At 69.1% G+C, this 22,411-nt stretch carries 18 protein-coding genes; 10 read left to right on the top strand and 8 right to left on the bottom strand.

Features of this window, described 5'->3' with window-relative positions; translation table 11 throughout:
- Positions 1-62 precede the first annotated feature (62 nt).
- The 3 genes from EV651_RS11665 (at position 63) to EV651_RS11655 (ending at position 3,767) form a co-directional block, all read left to right on the top strand.
- Positions 63-1,058 (top strand): CAP domain-containing protein, encoded by a 996-nt coding sequence (locus EV651_RS11665; protein WP_133785040.1) that lies wholly within the window; start codon positions 63-65, stop codon positions 1,056-1,058.
- Positions 1,059-1,285: 227 nt separating this feature from the next.
- Positions 1,286-3,325, top strand: a complete 2,040-nt coding sequence (locus tag EV651_RS42320; RefSeq protein WP_238156818.1) for a hypothetical protein — start codon at positions 1,286-1,288, stop codon at positions 3,323-3,325.
- 187 nt (positions 3,326-3,512) lie between these two features.
- Entirely contained in the window at positions 3,513-3,767 is a 255-nt protein-coding gene (locus tag EV651_RS11655; protein ID WP_133785038.1) for a hypothetical protein, read from the top strand.
- Here EV651_RS11655 and EV651_RS11650 read toward each other — a convergent pair.
- A complete protein-coding gene (locus EV651_RS11650; RefSeq protein ID WP_133785036.1) occupies positions 3,746-4,696 on the bottom strand; it encodes a GlxA family transcriptional regulator in 951 nt (316 codons plus the stop codon). The two genes, EV651_RS11655 and EV651_RS11650, sit on opposite strands and share 22 nt — an antisense overlap.
- Before the next feature lie 82 nt (positions 4,697-4,778).
- On the opposite strand from EV651_RS11650, the gene EV651_RS11645 reads away from it, so the two are divergent.
- Positions 4,779-5,540 (top strand): MBL fold metallo-hydrolase, encoded by a 762-nt coding sequence (locus tag EV651_RS11645; protein ID WP_133785034.1) that lies wholly within the window; start codon positions 4,779-4,781, stop codon positions 5,538-5,540.
- Between the two features lie 110 nt (positions 5,541-5,650).
- Positions 5,651-6,121 carry a lamin tail domain-containing protein gene (locus EV651_RS11640; RefSeq protein ID WP_133785032.1) on the top strand — a complete coding sequence of 157 codons (471 nt, stop codon included), beginning with the start codon at positions 5,651-5,653 and terminating at the stop codon, positions 6,119-6,121.
- A 9-nt stretch (positions 6,122-6,130) separates the two neighbouring features.
- On the opposite strand, the gene EV651_RS11635 is transcribed toward EV651_RS11640, so the two are convergent.
- Positions 6,131-6,988, bottom strand: a complete 858-nt coding sequence (locus tag EV651_RS11635; RefSeq protein WP_133785030.1) for an MOSC domain-containing protein — start codon at positions 6,986-6,988, stop codon at positions 6,131-6,133.
- Between the two features lie 57 nt (positions 6,989-7,045).
- On the opposite strand from EV651_RS11635, the gene EV651_RS11630 reads away from it, so the two are divergent.
- Positions 7,046-7,690, top strand: a complete 645-nt coding sequence (locus tag EV651_RS11630) for a helix-turn-helix transcriptional regulator (RefSeq protein WP_166658584.1) — start codon at positions 7,046-7,048, stop codon at positions 7,688-7,690.
- On the opposite strand, the gene EV651_RS11625 is transcribed toward EV651_RS11630, so the two are convergent.
- Entirely contained in the window at positions 7,653-8,435 is a 783-nt protein-coding gene (locus EV651_RS11625; RefSeq protein ID WP_238156817.1) for a spermidine synthase, read from the bottom strand. The two genes, EV651_RS11630 and EV651_RS11625, sit on opposite strands and share 38 nt — an antisense overlap.
- A gap of 192 nt (positions 8,436-8,627) precedes the next feature.
- On the opposite strand from EV651_RS11625, the gene EV651_RS11620 reads away from it, so the two are divergent.
- A complete protein-coding gene (locus tag EV651_RS11620; protein ID WP_133785024.1) occupies positions 8,628-9,620 on the top strand; it encodes a malate dehydrogenase in 993 nt (330 codons plus the stop codon).
- 54 nt (positions 9,621-9,674) lie between these two features.
- On the opposite strand, the gene EV651_RS11615 is transcribed toward EV651_RS11620, so the two are convergent.
- The 3 genes from EV651_RS11615 to EV651_RS11605 all read right to left on the bottom strand — a co-directional run bounded on the left by EV651_RS11615 (position 9,675) and on the right by EV651_RS11605 (position 17,182).
- The gene (locus tag EV651_RS11615; protein ID WP_238156816.1) at positions 9,675-12,926 is read right to left on the bottom strand and encodes a S8 family serine peptidase; all 3,252 of its coding nucleotides are present in this window, start codon (positions 12,924-12,926) and stop codon (positions 9,675-9,677) included.
- Between the two features lie 70 nt (positions 12,927-12,996).
- Complete coding sequence (locus EV651_RS11610; RefSeq protein ID WP_133785022.1) at positions 12,997-16,302, bottom strand: S8 family serine peptidase; 3,306 nt, start codon at positions 16,300-16,302, stop codon at positions 12,997-12,999.
- A 169-nt stretch (positions 16,303-16,471) separates the two neighbouring features.
- Positions 16,472-17,182 carry a transporter substrate-binding domain-containing protein gene (locus EV651_RS11605; protein WP_133785020.1) on the bottom strand — a complete coding sequence of 237 codons (711 nt, stop codon included), beginning with the start codon at positions 17,180-17,182 and terminating at the stop codon, positions 16,472-16,474.
- Positions 17,183-17,248: 66 nt separating this feature from the next.
- Between EV651_RS11605 and EV651_RS11600 the strand changes: the two genes are divergently transcribed.
- A complete protein-coding gene (locus EV651_RS11600; RefSeq protein ID WP_133785018.1) occupies positions 17,249-17,890 on the top strand; it encodes a phosphotransferase in 642 nt (213 codons plus the stop codon).
- On the opposite strand, the gene EV651_RS11595 is transcribed toward EV651_RS11600, so the two are convergent.
- On the bottom strand, positions 17,878-18,798 hold the full coding sequence (locus EV651_RS11595; RefSeq protein ID WP_133785016.1) for a helix-turn-helix domain-containing protein: 921 nt from the start codon (positions 18,796-18,798) through the stop codon (positions 17,878-17,880). The two genes, EV651_RS11600 and EV651_RS11595, sit on opposite strands and share 13 nt — an antisense overlap.
- 72 nt (positions 18,799-18,870) lie before the next feature.
- On the opposite strand from EV651_RS11595, the gene EV651_RS11590 reads away from it, so the two are divergent.
- Complete coding sequence (locus EV651_RS11590) at positions 18,871-19,182, top strand: cupin domain-containing protein (protein WP_131344540.1); 312 nt, start codon at positions 18,871-18,873, stop codon at positions 19,180-19,182.
- Positions 19,183-19,210: 28 nt separating this feature from the next.
- On the opposite strand, the gene EV651_RS11585 is transcribed toward EV651_RS11590, so the two are convergent.
- Positions 19,211-20,191: a pirin family protein gene (locus EV651_RS11585; protein ID WP_133785014.1), complete on the bottom strand. Its 981-nt coding sequence runs from the start codon at positions 20,189-20,191 to the stop codon at positions 19,211-19,213.
- A 246-nt stretch (positions 20,192-20,437) separates the two neighbouring features.
- Here EV651_RS11585 and EV651_RS11580 point away from each other — a divergent pair, with 246 nt between their 5' ends.
- Positions 20,438-22,405, top strand: a complete 1,968-nt coding sequence (locus EV651_RS11580; RefSeq protein ID WP_238156815.1) for a glycosyltransferase family 39 protein — start codon at positions 20,438-20,440, stop codon at positions 22,403-22,405.
- Positions 22,406-22,411 lie beyond the last annotated feature (6 nt).

Here is a 22,411-nt window from a genome sequence, read left to right as displayed (position 1 = left end):
GGCTGGACCACGGGGAACGACGCGCAACTCGGTACGAAAAACGAAGAGGATTCGCCCATCCCATGACGGATTCGCCTACCCCCCGGCGGCACCGCGGCAGTAGACGAGCTCCCCGGCGGAGCCGTGGCCTGGTCGGCCCTGTCGTCAGCGCGCTCTCGGTCCTGGTCGCGATCGGACCGGTGGTCTGGCTGATGTCTCGCGACACCAACCGGGTCGACGACGCCGCCAGGGTCCAGTACGTCTCCGACGGCACCCGCGTCGACGGCCGATCGGCGGTCGAGGGTACGACGGCCGGCACGCCGCTGATGACCGTCACGAAGACCTTGCCGGACGGCCGCACGACCACAGCAGTCCTCGGTACGCCGGCTTTCGGCGCGGCCGCGTCCTCTTCCGCGACCCCGACGAGCCCAGGTACGTCGAGCGACACACCGAGCAACGTGCTCACCACGCCGACGGCGCCGACCGTCGGCGTGACCACCGTGACGGTGCCGCCGACGACGCCGCGCACCACCCGGACCCAGGCCGGCAAGCCGACGAAGACCGCGAGTACGACACCGACACGGACCCCGACGCGAACGCCGACTCGGACGCCGACCAAGACGCGGTCCACCGACCCGACGCCGAGCGACACACCGGAGCCGCCGGCCGGTGGCGGCGGGACGAACACGCAGGAGCGGCAGGTCCTCGAGTACACCAACCAGATCCGTGAACAGCAGGGCTGCGGCCCGCTCCGGCTGGACAGCGCACTCGTCGAGGCCGCCGGCAGGCACGCGTCGGACATGGTCCGCAGGCACTACATGGACCACACGAATCCCGACGGACAGGACCCGGGCGATCGGATGGCGGCCGCCGGGTACCGCGGGTCGAGTTGGGGCGAAAACATCGCGGCCGGCTACGACAGTGCACAGAAGGTGGTCGCCGCCTGGATGCAGAGCGACGGGCACCGCAAGAACATCCTGAACTGCCGGTTCACGACGATCGGCGTCGGGTACGACCCGGGCCAGGTGCGATCGGACTGGGGACCAGGCAGCTGGGTCCAGGACTTCGGCAGAAGCTGAGACCGGGGAGCCATCGTGGTTGTCATCGTGTCCAGAACACCGAGAGTGGGCAGAACGTTGTTCCAGCGCCACAATGTCCGGCCGGTTCACCGCCGGTCCCGGCGGGTAGATCGATCCTTGTCATGGTGCCGGACGGTCCTGGGGGGCTCCGGTGAGACGACGTGTGAGGCGTCTCGAGCTGACGAGGCACGTCGTGGGGGCGCGACTTCGAAGGGAACAACGAAATAATGTCCGAGTCCGGCAACGGCCGGTACAAACCACGCAGGAAAGCGACCCGAGCGGCCTCCCGTTCGTCGCGGTCCGGCAACCGGCCCACTCCGCCCGCGGAAACCACCCCGCCCGCACCACCCGAACCGCCGCGCTACGCGCCGCGGACCAGCGACGAGTCCCCGTTCTGGGCGAGCGCGCCGAAGGGCGCCACGTCCAGCGAGTCCCCGTTCTGGGCCGGCGGCAACCAGTCACGTCCGGCCACGCCGCAGTACGCCCCGCGCGGCGCCCTGCCCAGCTACACCGCTCCCGACACCAGCTCCGGTCTGCCTACTCGGCCCTCCGAGGAGCCGGGTCTCGGAAGCCGGCGGCCTGCTGGTGGTACGCCGTCGTGGGTCGACCAGTCGATCGCAGGCACCGACCCCGAACCACCCACGCGCGCACGCCGTGCAGCCGGCCGAACGGAGACCCCAGCGCCGGCGCCGGCACCGCCCGGCGAAACCGCCGGCACCTGGTCCTCCCGCCGAGCCGCCGACGACTGGGCCTCCCTGGGCACCGCCTCGGGACGTGCAGCTGACGCAAGCACCCGCTCAGCCGCAGACGACCTCGCCGCAGCCGCCACCCGCCGCCCAACGCCCCGCCCCGAAGCACCCGAAACCGCCTTCGACACCACAACTGCAGGCACCGGCACAGCCGCGAGCACGTTCGGCGCCGGCGAATCCGGAGTGAACGCCGCCGGAGCGAGCAAGTCCGGCGTCGGCGAGAGCACGTTCGGCACCGCCGGTACAGGCGCAGCCGCCGGGGCGTTCGGCGTCCGCGAATCCGGTGTGGCCGCGGGCGCAAGCACATCCAGGGTTGGCGAGAGCGCGTTCGGCGTTAGCGCGAGCACCTCCGGCGCGGATCGTGTGGACTCGACCCGCGCGAGGACGTCCGGCGTCGGCGAGAGCGCGTTCGGCGTTGGCGCGAGCTCGTCCCGCGTTGGTGAGAGCGCGTTCGGCGGGGATCGTGTGGATGGGGGCGTGGCTGGTGCAGGTGGTGGTGCGGCGGCGTACGCGGGTGCTGGGTCTGGGGTCGGTGGGACCGACTCGGGGACCGAGCATGTTGCTGCCGCTGGTGCCTCCGGCGGCGGGCGTGGGACCTCGGGGCCGGGCAGGTCTGGCGGTTCTGGTCCTGGTGGTTCTGGGTCTGGTGGTTCTCGGCCGGGACGGCGGACCGCGGCGCGGTCGGCGGTGGCTGGGCGGTCGGCTCGTGGCCGCCGTACGGTGATCGCCATTGCTTCTGTCCTGCTGGTGATCACGCCGATCTCGTGGATCCTGCTGCACCAGCCGCAGAACGACGAGGCAGACGCATCCATCCCGATCGTCACCCGCACCGACGACACCTACATCACCCCCACCACCAAGGCAGCCGTCGCAACCCCCTCGGCCCGAGTCACCGTCCCGCCAACGGCGACCCCCACGGCCACCCCCACCAGCACCCCGTCGGAAACCCCCTCGACAACTCCGTCGAGCACTCCGACCAACACCCCGACCGACTCCCCCACCACCAAGTCCTCCAAGACCCCCACCACCGCACCGACCTCGGCCCCGACAACGCAGCCCACCACCGCCCCAACCTCCCCGGGCCGCACAGTCCCCACCCCCACGCCGACCAAGACCACTACAACCACACCGCCACCACCACCGGTCGACGGCGGCATGAACGCGGACGAGCAGCAACTGTTCGACCTGATCGACAACGCCCGCGTGAACAACGGTTGCGCCCGCCTGAAGGAAGACCCGAGCCTCACCGACAGTGCCGAGGCGACCGCAGGCAGTCGCGCCAAGACCGGCAGCGGTATGGACGATCCCGACGGGTCCCAAGTGGGAGCAGGCGGCGACAAGATGACCGCGCAGCAGGCCTACGACAGGCTGATGTCGAGCGCCCGCAGCACGGTTCTGAACTGCAACCTGACGACGCTCGGCGTCGGCCTCGGCTCCGCGAAGCGGTGCACGTTCCCGGTCTTGATCGGTTGCCTCGGCTACACCGACCGCAAGGCCTGGGTGGCGAACTTCTCGTAGGTGTCGAGCAGCCCGCTGCGGTCGTGTGACAGGTGATGGTGGGTCGGGACCTGGTATTGCCTGTTCCCGGTCACCAGCGCCTGTTCGCAGTCCCCGCCGTCGCTCGGCTCCCCGGAGGCGCGTGAATTGGGCCGGGAGTGGGATCATGGGGGTGAGGGACCTGGTCCACCGGCCTGCGGGAGGTTGGATGTTTGAGCGGGATGATGTGGATCGGGCGGAGCCGGCGCATTTCGGGATTCATCCGGAGGCGTTCGCCGAGGAGCGGCCGGATCCGCGGCCCGAGCAGGCCAAGCGGATGGGGCTGAGCCGCCATACCGAGGAAGGCGCCGTGCTCTACTTCGCGTCGTCGCTCGATCGCGGCAAGCCGGCGCACCGGATGATGGCCTGGATCCTGCTGATCACGTTCGCCGCGCCGGTGATCTACATCTTGCTCTCGCTGTAGAACTCCTGCCGATGCCGCTGCGGCGTCGTACCGAGCAACCCGTGGAAGTGGTGCCGCAGCGCATCGCTGCTCCCGAACCCGCTCTCCGCCGCCACCCGCTCGACCGACAGGTCCGTTGTCTCAAGCAACAACCGCGCCCGGTCCAGCCGCTGCTGCAACAACCACGCCTGTCCCGAGCTCCCGGTCCGCGCCCGGAACTGCCGAGTGAACGTACGCCGTGACATCGCCACCGCTCCCGCCCACTCGTCGAGGGATACCGGCTGGTCGAGCCGTGCCCGCGCCCACACCATCGCCTTCTCGATCAGGTCGTCGGCGGGGTCCGGCGGCACCGGCACCGGGATGTACTGCGCCTGCGACCCGCTCCGATGGGGTGCCACCACGATGTCCCGGGCAACCTTCTCAGCCATCTCGACCCCGTGCTGCGTGCGTACCAGGTGCAGGCAGCAGTCCAGCGAGGCCGCCGTACCGGCCGATGTGACGACGTCCCCCTGATCCGACCACAGCACGTCGGCGCGCACCTTCAGGTCCGGATACCGCGACCGCAGCTCGTCGGCGAAGCGCCAATGCGTGACCACTTCGCGTCCTTCGGCGAGCCCGCTCTCCGCCACCAGGAACGCCCCGAGGCACAGCCCGACCACCATCGCTCCCCGCGCGTGTGCCCGCCGGATCGCGTCCAGCAGTACGTCGGACGCGACCAGACCGGGCTCCCAACTCGGGAGCACCACGACATCGGCCCGCTCCATCACCTCGAGACCGTGATCCACCGTGATCCCGAACCCGGCGCTGGTGGCGAACGATCCCGGCTCCTCCGCACAGACGCGTACGTCGTACCGCGCCGGCAGCCCGCGGCGTTCGCCGAGCACCAGGCACGGCACGGACAGGTGGAACGGGCTCATCCCGGGATACGCGAGGACCGCGACAGTACGCATGAGAACAGTATGGCCCGATCTTCAGGAACTATGACTCGCGGGCCAATGGTGAGACGGACCGTCAGACCGGAGGATCGTGGTCATGAAGATCACGCACATCGGCGGCCCGACCGCCGTCCTCGACCTCGGCGGCCTCACGTTCCTGATCGACCCGGCGTTCGACGAGCCCCGCGACTACCAGCTCCCGGGCCGGGTGATGACCAAGCTGACCGGCCCGGCGATCCCGGCCGCGGAGCTCGGCCCGATCGACGTGGCGCTGGTCTCGCACGACGAGCACAAGGACAACCTCGACGACGCCGGCCGGGCGCTGCTCCAATCCATTCCGACCGTCCTCTCGACCCCCGGCGCGGCCGTCCGCATCCCCGACGTTCGCGGGCTGAAGAACTGGGAGTCGATCGATCTGCCCCGGCCGGACGGCGGCGTGATCACAGTGACCGGCGTACCGGCGCTGCACGGCCCGGAAGGCGCGGAGGAGGTCCTCGGCGTGGTCACGGGATTCGTCCTGCAGGGCGACGGACTCCCGACCGTCTACGTCTCCGGCGACAACGCCTCGCTCGGTCTGGTCAAGGAGATCGCCGACCGGTTCGCGCCGATCGACGTCGCGGTCCTGTTCGCGGGCGCCGCGCGCACCACACTGCTGGACGGCGCCAACCTCACTCTGACCTCGGCGGACGCGGTCGAGGCGGCCCGTCTGCTCGACACGGCCACGATCGTCCCGGTCCACACCGAAGGCTGGGCGCACTTCAGCGAGGGCCCGGAGCAGTTCATCGCTGCGTTCCGTGACGCCGGGCTGGAGGACCGCGTCGCGCTCCTCGAGCACGGCGTCGCGACGAGCCTTGCTTGAGGGCTTGACGAGTACGGAGCGTGACGGATAGCGTGCGACCGCCGGGGGGACCGGCAGCATGCACTCATCGGGCCGGGGGAATTCGGCCCACTGCCCAGGGGGACATTCCTTTGTTCGTACGACGCTTTCGCGCGCTCTTTTCCGCCGCCACGGCCGCCCTGGTGCTGGCCGGTACGGCGGCTCTCGCACCACTGCCGGCCGATGCGGCGATCACTGTCGTCCTGAGCGGTATCCAGTACGACCCGCCGGGCGCGGACGTCCGCACCAACGCCCAGCTGAACAACGAGTTCTTCACCGTGCGCAACATCAGCTCGCGGCCGATCAACCTGGCCGGTTTCCGCGTTCTGGACGCCGCCAACCACCTGTTCGTGTTCCCGCGCGGCTACGTGCTCCCGGGCCGGTCGACCGTCATCGTCCGCACCGGCAAGAACCGGAACCGCGCACTCACGCTGTACTGGAACCAGAGCTGGTACATCTGGAACAACACCGGCGACACCGCCCGCTTCCAGACCCCGGCCGGCAAGACCTTCGACACCTGCACCTACACGGCGGTCACCGGCCGCTACCGCGTCGGCTGCTGACAGCAACTGCTAGCGGCGGTCCGGGCCGGGGTCGGTGCCGTCCGGGATCCATTCCTGGACAGTGATCTCGTCCCCCACCCGGATGTTGCCAGGGGCAAGTACTGCGCCCTTGACGCCGAAGCTCACCCCGCCGCCGTAGGCGGGTTCCCGCCGGTACGTCGCCAGCGTCCGGGTCGGCTCCGGCCCGGACTTGGAGCCGGTGGCCTGGTCCACGGTCGGCACCGCGCAGCGGATCCCGCGCGCGGAGTACCCGATCTGCACCGCGCCGGCGGTCATCCGGAGCACCTTGTCCTCGGTGTGCGGCTCGGGCCACCCGGACACGACGATGTTCGGCCGGAAACGGTTCATCGGAATCGCGTTTCCGCCGTGTTCCACGATGCGCGCGTTCAGCCCGTCGAGTGACGCCTGCGACGTGATCATCAAGGCATGCGCGTCACCGAATCCGGTCAGTCCGCGATGCGCGCCCCATCCGGGGCGTTCGTGCTCGGGCGTCACGCGAACCAGGGCCGCCGGCGCACCGAGGCGCGCGGTGAACCACTCGTCCGCGGCCGGGTCCTGCACGATGCCCTGCCCGAACCATTTCTCGAACAGGCTGACGTCCCGCCGCTTCCCGTCGTACCGGATCTCGACCTCGAGGTCCGGGGCGCCGGGCGCCGAGAGCCGGAGCGCGTCGCCGGCGAGTTCGGCGCGCAGCGTGGCCATCGCGGGCAGCTTGCGCTGACTGAGGAACGACCCGTCCGGCTGGACCAGCATGAACAACCGGTCGTGCAGCAGACCGGTCGGTCCGACCTCGGCGGATTCGACGGAGATCCCGGCAAGGCCCTTCACCGGGTAGTAGGCCAGGGCGGCAACCTTTGCGACGGACACAGGCACCAGCCTAACCGGCCTTGATCTGTTGAAACATGTTGAGTTATGTTTGAACACGTGGAGGATGTCGCTGCTTTCGCTGCCGCCTTGGATCGGGTACGTCGTCAGGCGGGTCTGAGCTATCGCCAATTAGCAGACCGCGCGCACTACTCGCATCCGCATTTGATCCGTGCGACGAGCGGCAAGCACCTCCCGACCTGGGAGGTGGCCGCCGCCTATCTCACCGGCTGTGGAGTCCCGACGGATCTGCTGCCGGTGTGGCACCGGCGCTGGCAGCAGGCGAGCCGCGACCCGCGCGACATCGTCGGCCTGCTGGAGAACGTGCAGGACCTCGAAGACCTGGGAGTCGCGCTAGCGGCGCTAGCCCGGCCGCGGTCCTTGCGAGCGCTCGAGCAGCAGACCGGGATCCCGCGGGCGACGATTCAGGCCTGGCTCCAAGGCACCCGACTCCCCGGCCGGGACCGCCTCGACCACCTCGTCCGCTCGGTCGGCGCAACACCCGCCGAGCGCTCCGCAGTCGCCAACGCCATAGACCGCCTCGCCACCGCACGAGACCGGACCGGCCGCGCGCCGGTGACCTCCGCGCCGGTGAACTCCGCGCGGGTCGGCCGCGCGCCGGTGAACTCCGCGCGGGTCGGCCGCGCGCCGGGCAGCTCCGCGCGGGTCAGGTCCGGAAGACTGAGGCCGGCGCCCGCGGCGTGACGAAGCCTTCCGCGTCGGTCAGCGGCGCCGCTTTCCCGGCAAGCTCCTGCAAAGGCATCACGTCGTACGGCGGTTGCGCCCGCCGCCCCGCAGCCGTCAGATCGGGCACGGGCTGCGGCGACGCCACAATAATGACGTTCCCGAATCCCTTGCCCCGCAGGATCTTCCGCTCCGCGAGCACGACGCCCGCGCCGACCACGTCCCGTACCGTCGCCGCCGTACGCCGGATAAACGGCAGCCCCGCCTTCCCGTCGATCAGGTTCGCGACGAGCACGCCCGTCGGCCGCAGCACCCGAGCACACTCCGCGAAGAACTCCGCCGTCACCAGATTCGCCGGCACCGACTCGTGCTCGAACGCATCCAGGATCACCAGATCCATCGAGTCGTCGTACAGCTCGGTGATCCCTGCCCGCCCCGTGACTGGCCGCACCTTGATTCCGGACCGCTTCGGCAACGGCAACGTCTCGCGGACGAACTCGGTCAGATCCTCGTCCGGTTCGAGCACGATCTGGCGCGACCGGGGCCGCGTCACAGCGACGTACCGCGGCAAACTCAGCGCGGCCCCGCCGACATGCGCCACCGCAACCGGCTGCCGCCGCGGCGCGACGGCATCAACGACGTCACCGATCCGCCGCATGTACTCGAACGACAGGTTCTCCGGATCCGCCAGATCCACCTGCGACTGCGGCGACCCGTCGACCCGCAGAACAAACGTCCCGTCCCCCTGAGCCTCAACAGAAGCCATCCCCGAACCAGTCCGTCGCTCCACGCGCACATGCTCCCATCTTTGAGAACCCACCAACCGTTCGGCCGCGGGCAAAACGGTTGGTGGGTTCTCAAAGTTGATGTGAGCAAGTCGGCGGTGCCCCAGCGTTGGGCTGCGACACCTGGCTTGCTAGCGTCCGAAGCACACAATCGGATGAGCTAGGAGCATGTCGTGAGCACTACACCGGTGAAGGTGGCCGTTACCGGGGCCGCAGGGAATATCGGTTACAGCCTGCTGTTCCGGATCGCGAGCGGCGCGCTGCTCGGGCCGGACACGCCGGTGGAGCTGCGGCTGCTGGAGATCACCCCGGCGCTGAAGGCGCTCGAGGGGGTCGTGATGGAGCTCGAGGACTCCGCCTTCCCGACACTCGCCGGTATCGAGATCGGCGACGACCCGAACGTCGTGTTCGACGGGGTCAACGTCGCGCTGCTGGTGGGCGCGCGGCCGCGGACCAAGGGGATGGAGCGCGGCGATCTGCTGGAGGCGAACGGCGCGATCTTCACCGTCCAGGGCAAGGCGCTGAACGACCACGCCGCCGACGACATCCGGATCACCGTGACCGGCAACCCGGCGAACACCAACGCGCTGATCGCGAAGAGCAACGCGCCGGACATCCCGGCCGAGCGGTTCTCGGCGCTGACCCGGCTGGACCACAACCGGGCCCTGGCGCAGCTGGCGAAGAAGACCGGCACGCACGTCACCGACCTGAAGAAGCTCACGATCTGGGGCAACCACTCCGCGACGCAGTACCCGGACATCTTCCACGCCGAGGTGGCCGGCAAGAACGCGGCCGAGGTCGTCAACGACCAGGCCTGGCTGGAGAACGAGTTCCTGCCGACCGTGCAGAAGCGCGGCGCCGCGATCATCGAGGCCCGCGGCGCGTCGTCGGCGGCCTCCGCCGCGGCCGCCACCATCGACCACACCCGCGACTGGCTGAAGGGCTCGGCCGAGGGTGACTGGCTGTCGATGGCGGTCGTCTCCGACGGTTCGTACGACGTACCGGAAGGCCTGATCTCGTCGTTCCCGGTGACCACGAAGGACGGCAACTGGAAGATCGTCCAGGGCCTGGAGATCAACGAGTTCTCCCGCGGCAAGATCGACGCCTCGACCGCCGAGCTCGGCGAGGAGCGCGACGCCGTGAAGGACCTCGGCCTGATCGGCTGACAACACCTGACAGAACGGCCCCCGGGATGTGTCCCGGGGGCCGTTCTGCTGTTCTCACCGCAGGCTGTAGGCGGCGATCACGGTTTGCGTCGTGCTGTTCCCGGCCGCGTCCGTCGCGGTGGAGCGCAGCGAGACGGTCTTGCCGGCCGGCGTCGGGAAGACCGCCTTGCCGCCGGCAACCGGCGCCTGACGCCAGGTCGCTCCGGCGTCACCGGAGTACTCGATCTTCACCCTCGCCACCGCACCGCCCTTGACCTCGTAAGGCAGGACGGTGACCGGCTTGCGTTCCATCGTGTTGTTCCCGTCCAGCTCCGGCCGGAACGCGACCGTGTGGATCGGAACGCTCGTCCGGTCCGCCGACGACGTGAACGTCACTTCCAGATCGACCCGCGTGGAGAACGGCCACAGCGCCTGTGTGCCGGTCGTGACCAGCTTGTACGACGCCTTACCGGCAGGCAGGTCCGCGACGTCGATGTCGCCGAAGTACGGCGTGGCCCCGATCTCGGTCCCGTCGCGGTACAGCTTCGTACTCGCCGACGTCCTGGTGATGAACCCGGCGTGCCCGTCCGCGTCGGTGAGGCCGTACAGCGCGATGTTCAGCCGGCTCCCCGACCGAGTCGCGGCGTACACCGACGGCACGAACGTGGCCGCGTTCCACCGTTCGGTGTAGGACCGGCCGGCCTTGTACAGCACCGGCTTCCCCTCCAGGCGCCACTTCGGCAACGGGAAGTCCCCGCCGTCCGTGTCCTCCTCGGTCACGCCGGACCAGCCGTACTGCGTGTCGTCGAGGTAGTACCGGATCGTCCGCGGTACGTCGAGGCGGATGACCCGAGCCCAGCCGCCACCACCGTCGGGCATCACCGGGGAGAGCATCTTGAACACCCGGACATCCGCGGTCGCGTTGACCGTGGCGTCCACGGTCGCGAGGTCGGACTGCTTCACCTGCCGGTCGAAGCCGGTGGGGAACTCGCCTGGGAAGTAGTTCGCGATCCCGTACAGGTACGGCGTGTTCGTGAAGAACCCGTCCGCACCCGGCACACCCCACTGGGACGTGACATGCCCGGTCAGTTCGGCCGCGGACAACTGCCGCCCGGCGCTGTACGTGTACATCTTCCCGGACAGGAAACCGCCCGCGGAGTACATGTACGTACCGTCCTTGATCTGGCGGTCGAAGCCGATGTCCGAGTTCGCCTGCTTCGCGTCGGCCTTCGGCACGGACGTGGTGACCGGCTTCGCCTTCCGCGCATCCAGGACGACCGTCTGGTCCGAGGTGAGCTTCACGCTGGGCGCGGCCAGGATGAAGAAGATCCAGTCCTCCGGTCCACGCTCGAACTCCTGGAACTGGTCGACCATGTACTCGCCCTGCGGCAGCCTGAGCGTCACCGTCCCGGTCTCGTCCGGCGAATACATCTCGTGCTTGTCGTTGTCGACGCCGGTGAGCGACATCGGGTAGTCCGGGTCCGGTGCACCGTCGGGCCGGATCAGCTTGACCGTCAGGTTGTACGTCGGACCTTCCTTGTCCACCCCCACCGGTACGACGACCGTCTGACCGCCCCCGGTGGCCGTGATCCGACCGCTGTACAGCCCGTCCGCACCGCCGAGTGCGGTATCCGACGTCGCCTGCACAGACGCCGTACCACCGGCTGGGACGGTCACCGAGTCGGCGCTCAGCTTCAGCGCACCAGCCGGAGCCGTTGCACCGTCAGGCCCGTTCAGCACCGACGTCAGCGACAGCGTGACGGCCGCGTCGCCCAGGTTCCGGAACGTCACGTCGCGCGTGACCGGCTGGTCGTCGGAGTGCGGGTACGCCGCTTTCCCGAACGACACGCCGCCGGGCAGACTCACCACACTCTGCTTGATCGCGGTCGTCAGGTCGATCCGCCCGGCGCCCTGCTGGAACGACGTCTGGCCGGCCGCGACCTTCGCCGAACCCATCAGGGCCGCCTTCAGCTCGGCCGGCGTCCAGGTCGGATGCTCCTGCAGCAGAATCGCGGCAGCGCCGGCGGTGTGCGGCGTCGCCATCGACGTACCGGAAAGCCGCAGGTACTTGTCGCCGACCGGTTCGCCGATCGAGGAGTCCTTCGACTTCGCCGCCACGATGTCCGTGCCCGGCGCGGTCACGTCCGGCTTCAGCGCGCTGTCGCCGACCCGCGGCCCGCGGCTCGACGTCGGGTTGAGCTGATCCTGCTTGGTCACGTTGCCGACCGTCAGCGCCGCGTCCGCGCTGCCGGGCGAGCTGATCGTCCCGTCCCCCGAGCCTTCGTTGCCGGCGGCAATCACGAACAACGTGCCGGACTGCGCCGTCAGCCGGTTCACGGCTTCCTCGACCGGGTCGAGCTCGGGCGTGTCCCGGCCGCCGATGCTGAGGTTGACGATCTTCGCCTTGACGTCGTTCGCGGCCCACTCCATCCCGGCGAGGATCGCGGAGTCCTCGCAACCCCAGACCTCGCAGATCTTGCCGTCGTAGATGCGCGCGTCCGGCGCCACGCCCTTGTAGCGTCCGCCCGACGCGGCGCCGGTGCCGGCGATCGTCGAGGCGACGTGCGTACCGTGGCCGACCAGGTCGTCGGCCGACTCACCGGTGAAGTTCTTCTCCCCGGCGATCTGCGTCGCGAGATCCGGATGGGTCGCGTCGACACCGGTGTCGAGCACCGCGACCGACACGCCCTTGCCGGTGTACCCGGCCTGCCACGCGACCGGTCCGCCGATCTGCGGCACCGACTGGTCCAGCAGCAGCTTCCGCTTGCCGTCCAGCCACAGCTTGCTGAACCCGGCCGAGCTCATGAACGCCTTGGCGTTGCTCTTGCTGACCTTCATCGCCGCGCCGCTGATCGACGGCAACTGCCGCGTGACCCGCGTTCCGGCCGGTACGGCGCGCTTCGCAGTGCCGGCGTACGTCGTCAGCACCGGGATGGTGCTCGTCGACGCGTCGTCGTACCCGTCCTTGACCAGCTCGGTGACATCGAACAGCCGGCGGTCGATCCGCCCGTCCCCGACTGCTTGATAGACGTCGGCCGGGATCACGTAGGCGTGGTCCCGGACCCGGTAGGTGTTGAAGCCGACGTGCTCCCGGCCGGCCGCGGGCTGGACCGTCGTCTTGGTCGCGTCTCCGCCGGCCAGGACCACTCGGTCGCCGGTGATCAGCGTGACGCTGACGTCCTTGCCCCCGGCCGCCCGGGCGGATGGCTGGGCGGACGGCTGGGCGGCCGGTGTCGCACGGGCGGGTGTCATCACCCCGACGGCAAGGCCCGCGACCGCCAGGACGGCGATCGCGGGCATTCCTCTGCGCGTAGCTCTCGAACTCACTGCCTCACCCCAAAAGTCGGTTGTCTGCGCAACTGCTAGAACGCGGCAACCGGTCTCCGGGGTTGCGTCGTCAGCGCATCGCGTACGACCCGATGACCGTCAGGTCCGTGACGTTGCCGGCGCCGTCGACCAGGTGCGACCGCAGCGAGACGTTCTTTCCGGCCGGAGTCGGGAAGATCGCCTTGTACCGGCCGTGGCCGATCGGCGCGACCGCGGCGTTCTTCCAGGTCTTACCGCCGTCACCGGACACCTGGACCGTCAGCTTCCGGATCACCGGCAACCGCTGCCCAGCCTGCGCGTCCACCACGACAGGCAAAACTGTGATCGGCTTGCGCTCGGTGACGTTGTGATCGTCCACCGTGGGCTGGTACCGGATGCCCAGCAGCGGCAGCCTGGTCTCCGCAGACGTGGCGGCCGAACTGAACGTCCACCGCAGATCTGTCCGGGTGGCGAACGGGCTCCTCGACTGCGTCTGCGTCGACACCAGCGTGTACGTCGTCTTTGCCGCAGGCAGCTCGGACGCCTCGACGTACCCGAAGAACGGCGACTCGGCGACGACCTTGCCGTCCTGCATCAGCTTGCTGGACTCGGAGTCGGTGGCGATGAACCCGCCGTTTCCGTCCGCGTCAGCAAGGCCGTAGGCGGACACGAACAGGCCGTTCCCTTGCCGGACCGCCGCGTCCGGCGCCATCGTGAACGCCGCCGCGTTGAACCGTTCGCGGTACGACTTGCCGGCCCGGTACTCCTTCGACGGCGACATGAGCCGGCTGATCGTCTCCGGGAACGGGTTCTCCGGATCCGTGCTCGGGATGATCTCGTCGACCTCGGTCTGCCAGGTGGCCGGCTTGCCGTCGACGTACGCCGTCGTGGTCAGCGGCGCCTTGCCGTACGTGAGGCCTACCGCCCAGCCGCCGTTCATCCCCGGACCGCTGCCGAACACAATCCGCTCGTGCCCCCGGTCGCTCGTGGCGTTGACGGTCTGCTGGAGCGTGGCCTGGTCCTTCGCCTTGACCTTCCGGATGAACCCGGTCTGGAACACGCCGGGGAACGTGTTGACCTGTCCGACGACGTACGGCGAGTTGTTGAACGAGCCGTTCGCGTCCGGCTTCGCCCACTGCGACGTGACATGGCCGGTGAACTGCTCCTGCGGCAACACAGCGGAGCCCACCTGCGCGGTGTAGATCCCGCCGAATCCGAAGGACAAGTTGGCGTAGCTCAGTCCGTACATGCCGTCCGGGGATTTCCGGTCGAATCCGATGTCGGCGAGCGCGGCCTCCGCGCCGGCCTGTGGCACGGTCACCTTCACCGGCTTCGTCGTCCGCGCGTCGAACACCACCGTGGTGTCCCCGGTGAGCTTGATCGACGGCTGTACGAGCCCGTAGCTGACCAGATCGCCGTCCGACTGCTCGACGTACTGGCTGTTCTGCACCAGGTACTCGCCCTTCAGCAACCGCAGCTTGAGCGTGTCGGTGCCGTCGCTGAGGAACTGGAACAGGTTCCGGTCCACCGCGGACAGGACGCCGTCGAACGGGGCCGGCTTTCCGTCCGCACCGATCGCCTTCAGGGTGAGGCTGTAGCTCTCCTTCTCCTTGTCCACACCGATCGCCGACGTGACGCTGACGTCTCCCGCGGTCGCCGTGAGGCGGCCGGAGTACATGCCGTCCGGGCCGGCGTGCTTGGTGTTCGAGGTCGCCTGGACGGTGGCGGTGCCGCCCGCCGGGACGGTGACCGTGGTGGCACTCAGTTTGAGCGCGCCCGCCGGAGCGGGGCTGCCGTCGGGGCCGTTCAACGACGCGGCCAGGTTGAGCGTGACCGGCTGGTCGCTGAGGTTGCGGTACGTCACGGTCCTGGTGACCGGGGCGTCGTCGCCGTGCGGCCAGACCGCCGTACCGAACGAGATGTTGCCGGGCTCGGCGGTCACGGTCTGCTTGATGCCCTTGGCAACATCCACCCGCCCGGCGCCCTGCTCGAACGCGGTCTGGTCAGCGGCCGGCTTGGCCGAGCCCATGAGCGCGCCCTTGAGCTCGGCCGCCTTCCAGTTCGGGTGTTCCTGCGCGAGGATCGCGGCCGACCCGACCACGTGCGGCGTCGCCATCGACGTACCGTCGAGGCGCAGGTAGTCCTCGCCGACCGGCTCGCCGATGATCGAGTCCTTCGCCTTTGCGGCGACGATCGACACACCGGGCGCGCTGATGTCCGGCTTCACGGCGCCGTCGCCGACGCGCGGACCGCGGCTGGAGAAGTCGGCCAACTGGTTCTGCTTGTCGACCGCGCCGACCGTGAGCGCTGCGTCCGCGCTACCCGGCGAGCCGATGGTCCGCTCCCCCGGGCCTTCGTTGCCAGCGGCAATCACGAACAGCGTGCCGGTCTGCGCGGTCAGCCGGTTCACGGCCTCCTCGAGCGGGTCGATGCCCGGGGTGTCGGTGCCACCCAGGCTCAGGTTGACGACCTTGGCCTTGATCTCGGTCGCGGCCCACTCCATGCCGGCCAGGATCGCGGAATCCGGGCAGCTGCCGAAGTCGTCACAGACCTTGCCGTCGTACAGTCGCGCGTCCGGCGCCACACCCTTGTACTTGCCGCTCGACGCGGCCGCCGTTCCGGCGATCGTCGAGGCGACGTGCGTGCCGTGGCCGAAGTGGTCGCCGTCCGGGGAGTCGGTGAAGTTCTTGCCGCCGACAACCTGGGTCGCGAGGTCGGGATGGGATTTGTCGATCCCGGTGTCGAGCACCGCGACCGGGATGCCCTTGCCGGTGTAGCCCGCCTGCCAGGCGGTCGGTGCGCCGATCTGCGGCACCGACTGGTCCAGCGTGACCTTGCGCTTGCCGTCGAGCCAGATCTTGTCGATACCGGCCCCGTCCAGGACCTTCGAGTCCTTGGTGACCTTCAGTGCGGCGCCGTTGATGACGGGCAGCTGACGCGAGACGGTCGCTCCCGGTATCGCGGCTCGCTTCTGGGCCTTGCCGCTGTACGTGACGATCAGCGGCAGCGTGTCGCCGTACCCGTCCTTGATCAGGCCGGTCACGTCGAACAGCCGGCTGTCGAGCTTCCCGCCGGCCAGACGCGCGCTGACGTCGGACGGTACGACGTACAACTGGTCCTTCAGCCGGTACGAGTTGAACGCGATGTCGGTCCGGCCGGTGCCGGGCCGGATCATGGCGCGGGTGGGGTCGCCGCCGCGCAGGGTGACCCGGTCGCCGGTGATCAGCGTGACGCTCTGATCCTTGGGGGCCGGATGGGCTTGGAGGCCGGCAGTTGCTCGCAGGCCGGCTTGTGCTTGGGGGCCGGCTGTTGCCTGGCCCGGGGTAGCGAGCCCGAAGGCAGCGATCAAGGCGACGGCGGCAACGCCGCGGCGCCTCGATCGTGGTGTGGATACCACGATGAGTCCCTCCCGATCGGTTGTCCTCACAGCGGGCCGCACCAGACCACTCACAGAGCGGAGTCATACGGCCACTCACCGATAGATGTCCGGACCCTATCGAATGGTTGCCAGAACCACCTGCCACGGCAGGTTGTTGCCTCGTCACTGTCTGTAAGGGCGTCCAGGATCAGGAAGGCGGGGCAGCCATGGCGTCGGCCTGCCCGGAGGCGGCCAGGGACGCTGCGATGAAGCCCGAGGACTTCAGATTCTCGATCAGGTCGTGCAGGTAGGCGACCGTCTCGGGGCGCTTGGACCTCGTGGTGCCGACTGACTGCTGGATCTGCATGAACCGCTCGTCGATCAGGCGGAGGTCCGGGTTCTCGGCGACGTACCGGGTGATCGGCTGCCGGATGCCGGCCGCCACCTCGAGCCCCTCGTCACGGAACACGTCGACGCCTTCCGCCCCGCGGACCACCGTTGCCTGCTGCAACGTCCTGGTCAGGTAGAGGTCGTACGCCGACCCCTGCTTCACCCCGATCCGCACACCCGGCGCATCCACCTCGGCAACGGTAGTCAGCCCGGACTCGCGCGGTACGGCGTAGACGCCCTCGATCACGACGTACGGCGCCGTGAACGCGACCTCGGCCGCCCGGGCCGGGTCGATCGCGAGAAAACAGAGATCCGCCTGCCCGGTCGTCATCGCCTCGAACGACTTCCGCGCCGCATCGAAACACACCAGCTCCAACGGCAACTCGAGCCGCTTGGCCAGCTCCCGCGCGATGTCGACAGTCACTCCAGCCGGCGCCTCCGGCGTCCCCTGCGCCAGCACCGGATTCCCGAGATTGATCGAGGCCCGCAGAACCCCGCCCGGCGCAAGATCCCCAGCAACAGTCCTCATACGCCGACCCTAGTCCACACCGCAAATGGGGAGCCGATCTCGGCGCTGCACCGTAGTCTTCGGTGAGTGGATCTGAATCTTCTCCAGGATCGGTTCGGCGCTGACGGCGCCGAACCGATCTCGGTCGGTTGCTCCGACGCGACCGTGATCCGGCTCGACCGCGGCCCGGAACGCCTGTACTACAAGGCGGGTCAAGGAGTCGGCGTCGAAGCCGAGCGTTTGGCGTGGCTCTCCGGCACCGGATTTCCCTGCCCGCGCATCGTTGACCAAGGCAACAACTGGCTGCTGACCACGGAGCTGCCCGGCCGCGACTCGTCCCAACCGTGGCCGGCGCGCGACCGTCCCGCCGTCCTCGCGGCGATCGCGTCAGGCCTGCGGGCCCTCGACGATCTGACCGACTGCCCGTTCGCCTCGCCGTTCCCGGGCGCCGGGACCGCCGTGACCCACGGCGACTACGCGGCGCCGAACGTCTTCATCGACCCGGCAACACTGCGCTTCGCCGGCGTCCTGGATCTCAGCCGACTCGGCGCCGGGGACCGGTACGTCGATCTGGCGTTGATGTTCAAGAGCCTGCGCGGCACCCTCAACCCGCAGTACGGCGGACCGCCCGCGGCACGACGCTTCGTCGAGCTGTACGGCGGGGATCCGGACGACCCGCGCATCGAGCACTACATCACCCTCGACGACACCGGCGACTACTTGCCCTGATACGCGCGGCGGTACGCGCTCGGGGTGGTGTGGAGCGCGGCGCGAAATCTTCTGCGCAGATTGGTCGCGGACGAGAGGCCCACCCGGGTGGCGATGGCGTCGACGGAAAGCTCCGTTTCCTCCAGCAGAACACGTGTTCTGGCGATCCGCTGAGCCAGCAACCATTGCCCCGGCGCAGCACCCAACTGCTGCTCGAAGCGCCGTGCGAGGGTCCGCGGCGAGACATTCGCCCGCCGAGCGAGATCGTCGACGGTGATCGGCTTGTCCAGGCGTTCGACGGCCCAGTCCAGCAGGCCTCCCAACGACTCTTTCGGCACCGGCTCCGCCGAACGGTACTGCGTCTGACCACCCTCGCGATGCGGCGGCATCACCATCCGCCCGGCGACCCAGGCGGCGTACGACGCCCCGTGGTCGCGGCGCACCAGGTGCAGACACAGATCGATCCCGGTTCCCGACCCGCCGCTCGTCGCCACATCCCCGTGGTCGACGTACAGCACGTCCGGATCCACTTGGATCGCGGGGAACCGGCGCTGCAGTTCGTCGGCGTACCGCCAATGCGTCGCGACCCGGCGCCCGTCGAGCAGTCCGGTCGCCGCGAGCAGGTAGGCACCTGAGCAGATGCTGACGAGCCGCGCTCCGCGTCGATGGGCACGCGTGAGCGCGCGGAGGACCGCCGGCGTCGGCTCGCGATTGATCGGCAGCCATCCGGGGACGACGATCGTGTCGGCGCGGTCGAGCGCGCGCAGACCGGACGTCACCACCATGTCGAAACCCTCGGTAGTGCTGAGGTCTCCGGGTTGCTCGGTGCAGACACTGAAGCGGTACGGCGGATCGCGGAAGACCGCCGCCGCACACCCGAGCTCGAAGCTGGCCTGCGGCGCGGTCACCAGTGCGACAACGCGATGCATGGCAGAAAAGTACCTGATCGGGACTTTCCTGACACTGGGGAAGAGCCTGTGGACGGCGCGAGGATCGGAGGCATGGAGAACTACGAGTGGGCGTCGGTCGACGACGCACCGGTCCGCGAATTGTTTCCCGGCATCAGATTGCGGCCCCTGTGGTCCGGAGCGGTCGCCAAGGCGTTCGTGCTGCAGATGGATCCGGGATCGAGCTGGAAAGGCATCGACGTACACGATCCCGGACCGGAGGAGGTGTTCGTCGTGGACGGGGTGTTCAACGACGGTGAACGCGACTACCCGGCCGGTTCGTTCATCCACGCCCCGGCCGGGTCGTCGCACGTTCCGCAGTCCACCCAGGGCTGCACCCTGTTCTTGTTCTACCCCGAAGGCTAGTCGCTACTGCGGCTATTCGCTGCTGCGGTTAGTCGGTACTGCGCAGTTCGGTCGGGGCGCCGTGGACGGCGGGGATGCTGCCGAGCTTGCCGGCCTGGAAGTCCTCGAAGGCCTGGATGACCTCGGCGCGAGTGTTCATCACGAACGGACCGGCCATCGCGATCGGCTCGCGGATCGGGCGGCCGCCGATCACGAGTACGTCGAGGTTCGGCTCCGCCTGCGGCTGCGTCGTACTGGCCGCCGTACGAATCGTGTCGCCGGGACCGAAGACCGCCAGCTGACCCTTGCGGATCGGGCGCCGCTCGGAGCCGACCGTGCCCTGACCGGCCAGCACGTAGACGAGCGCGTTGTAGTCCGGCTGCCACGGGAGCACCATCTCCGCACCGGGACTGACCGTGGCGTGGACCAACGTGATCGGGGTGTGGGTCGAACCGGGGCCGTTGTGGCCGTCGACCGAGCCGGCGATCACCCGGATCAGCGAACCGCCGTCCGGTGTGGAGAGCAGCGCGGAGTCGCCGCCGCGGATGTCCTGGTAGCGCGGCGCAGCCCACTTGAGCGCCTTCGGCAGGTTTACCCAGAGCTGGATGCCGTGGAACAGGCCACCACTCATCACCAGGTGCTCCGGCGGTGTCTCGATGTGGAGCAGGCCGCTGCCCGCGGTCATCCACTGGGTGTCGCCGTTGGAGATCACGCCGCCACCGCCGTTGGAGTCCTGGTGTTCCATGATCCCGTCGAGCATGTACGTGACGGTCTCGAAGCCGCGGTGCGGGTGCCACGGCGTGCCCTTCGGCTCGCCCGGCGCGTACTCGACCTCACCCATCTGGTCCATGTGGATGAACGGGTCCAGGTCACGCAGGTCGACGCCCGCGAAGGCCCGCCGTACCGGAAAGCCCTCGCCCTCGTACCCGCTCGGCGCCGACGTCACCGACTTCACCGAACGCTCGTTCACCGGCTCCTGCGCACTGATGCGGGGCAGAACGGTGATGTCACTGACGGTCACGGCGGGCATGGTGTGCTCCTCGCTGATTGGTAGTTCAACAATAAACTATCTCCCCGAACCACGGCAAGAGCCCACGCATTCCCGGCTCACAGCGACCTCCCAGCCGACGCCCAGGGACGCCGAAGACCCACTTGTCATTGTCACCAGTGAAAGCCGTACGCCGAACTGGAGACGATCATGACGACGCTGCTCGACCGACCTGTGAAACCACAACCCCAGCCACCTGCCCGACCACCGGGGAAGCTGCGGCGAGTTGTGCGTGGTCCTGCCGGGCAGACGGCGTACGTCCGGCCGGCAGCGCTGGCGATGCTGGCCGGTACGGCGTTGCTATATCTGTGGAATCTGACGGCCTCGGGGTACGGGAACAGTTTCTACGCCGCCGCGGAGCTGGCCGGGACGCAAAGCTGGAAGGCGTGGCTGTTCGGGTCGCTCGACGCGGGGAACGCGATCACGGTGGACAAGCCGCCCGGCGCACTGTGGGTCGCGACCGCGTTCGCACGGTTGTTCGGGTTCAACAGCTTCACTGTGCTGGCGCCGCAGGCCTTCATGGGGATCGCGGCGGTCGGGCTGCTGTACCTGACCGTGAAGCGCGTCGCCGGTCCGGTCGCGGGGCTGATCGCGGGTAGTGCGCTGGCGTTGACGCCGGTCGCCGTACTGATGTTCCGGTTCAACAATCCGGATGCGTTGCTGGTGCTGCTGATGGTGGCCGCGGCGTACTTCGTCGTACGGTCGCTGGAGAACGCGTCAGGGCGGTGGCTGGCGGTGGCCGGGGTGGCGATCGGGTTCGCGTTCCTGACCAAGATGGGACAGGCGCTGCTGGTGCTGCCGGCGTTCACGCTGGTGTACCTGATTGCGGCGCCGACCTCGTTCCGCCGGCGGTTGCTGCAGCTGCTGGGCGCGCTCGGTGCGCTGATGGTGAGTGCCGGTTGGTACGTGGCGCTCGTCGAGCTCTGGCCTGCGTCGAGCCGTCCCTACATCGGTGGATCGACCAACAACTCGCTGCTCGAACTTGCCCTTGGCTACAACGGGCTCGGGCGGCTGCTGGGTGGTTCGGGGAACGGCGGCGGTGGTGGCGGTGGCACGAACACCGGGTTCGGCGGAAGCACCGGGATCACTCGGATGTTCGGTTCCGCCTTCGGTACCGAGATCTCCTGGTTGTTGCCTGCGGCATTGATCGCGTTGGTCGGTGGGCTGTGGCTGACGCGGCGCGCGCCGCGGACCGACCGGGTCCGGGCCGGGCTGGTGCTGTGGGGCGGTTGGCTGCTCGTGACCGCGGGCGTCTTCAGCTTCATGAGCGGAACGATCCACCCGTACTACGCGGTCGCGCTGGCCCCGGCCATCGGCGGGCTGGTGGGGATGGGCATCTCCGTCGCATGGAAGCAGCGGGAGGCGCCGGCGGCGCGGATCACGCTGGCCGCGATGGTGCTGGCGACAGGCGTGTGGGACTACGTGTTGCTCGGCCGTACGTCGGACTTCGTGCCGTGGGCGAAGTACGTCGTACTCGCGGCTGGTGCGATCGCTGCGCTCCTGGTGCTCGTCGGTCGTCGGGTTCGGCGAGTCCTGCCCGCGGTTGTGTTGGCGGTTGTGGTTTCACTTGGACTCGGAAGCACGGCGTACGCGGTGGCGACGGCGTCGCAGACGCACAACGGCTCGATCCCGACGTCGGGGCCGAGCAGCAGCGCGATGGGCGGCGGCGGTACCCGCGGAGCCGGAGGCCCCGGCGGCACAGGAGTCCCCACCGGCACCCCGCCCGACGGATCCACCGGAACCGGATCGACCGGTTCGACCCGCCCGGGTTCGATGGGCACTGGCACGGCCGGGGCTTCGCAGTCGGGTGGGAGTTCAGGGGGTGGGATGGGTGGCGACGCCTCCGCGAGCAGTGAGCTGACGGCTTTGTTGTCGAAGACCAACACGACCTGGGCCGCCGCAACCAGCGGCTCCCAGTCGGCGGCGTCGCTCGAGCTCGCCACCGGCAAGTCGGTCATCGCAATCGGCGGCTTCAGCGGCACCGACGACGCGCCCACCCTCGCCCAGTTCATGCAGTGGGTGGCCGAAGGCAAGATCTCGTACTACATCGCCGGAGGCCAAGGCGGAGGAGTCGGCGGAGTCGGCGGAGTCGGCGGCCAGAGCACCTCCGCGGCCGGCCAGATCCAGTCCTGGGTCGAGTCGAACTACACGGCGACCACCGTCGGCAGCACCACCGTCTACAAACTGACGAGCTGACCCGGA

It is taken from the genome of Kribbella sp. VKM Ac-2571 (assembly GCF_004362255.1).
In the GTDB taxonomy this organism is placed as follows: Bacteria; Actinomycetota; Actinomycetes; order Propionibacteriales; family Kribbellaceae; genus Kribbella; species Kribbella pratensis.
This window is presented reverse-complemented; position numbering and strand designations above follow the sequence as displayed.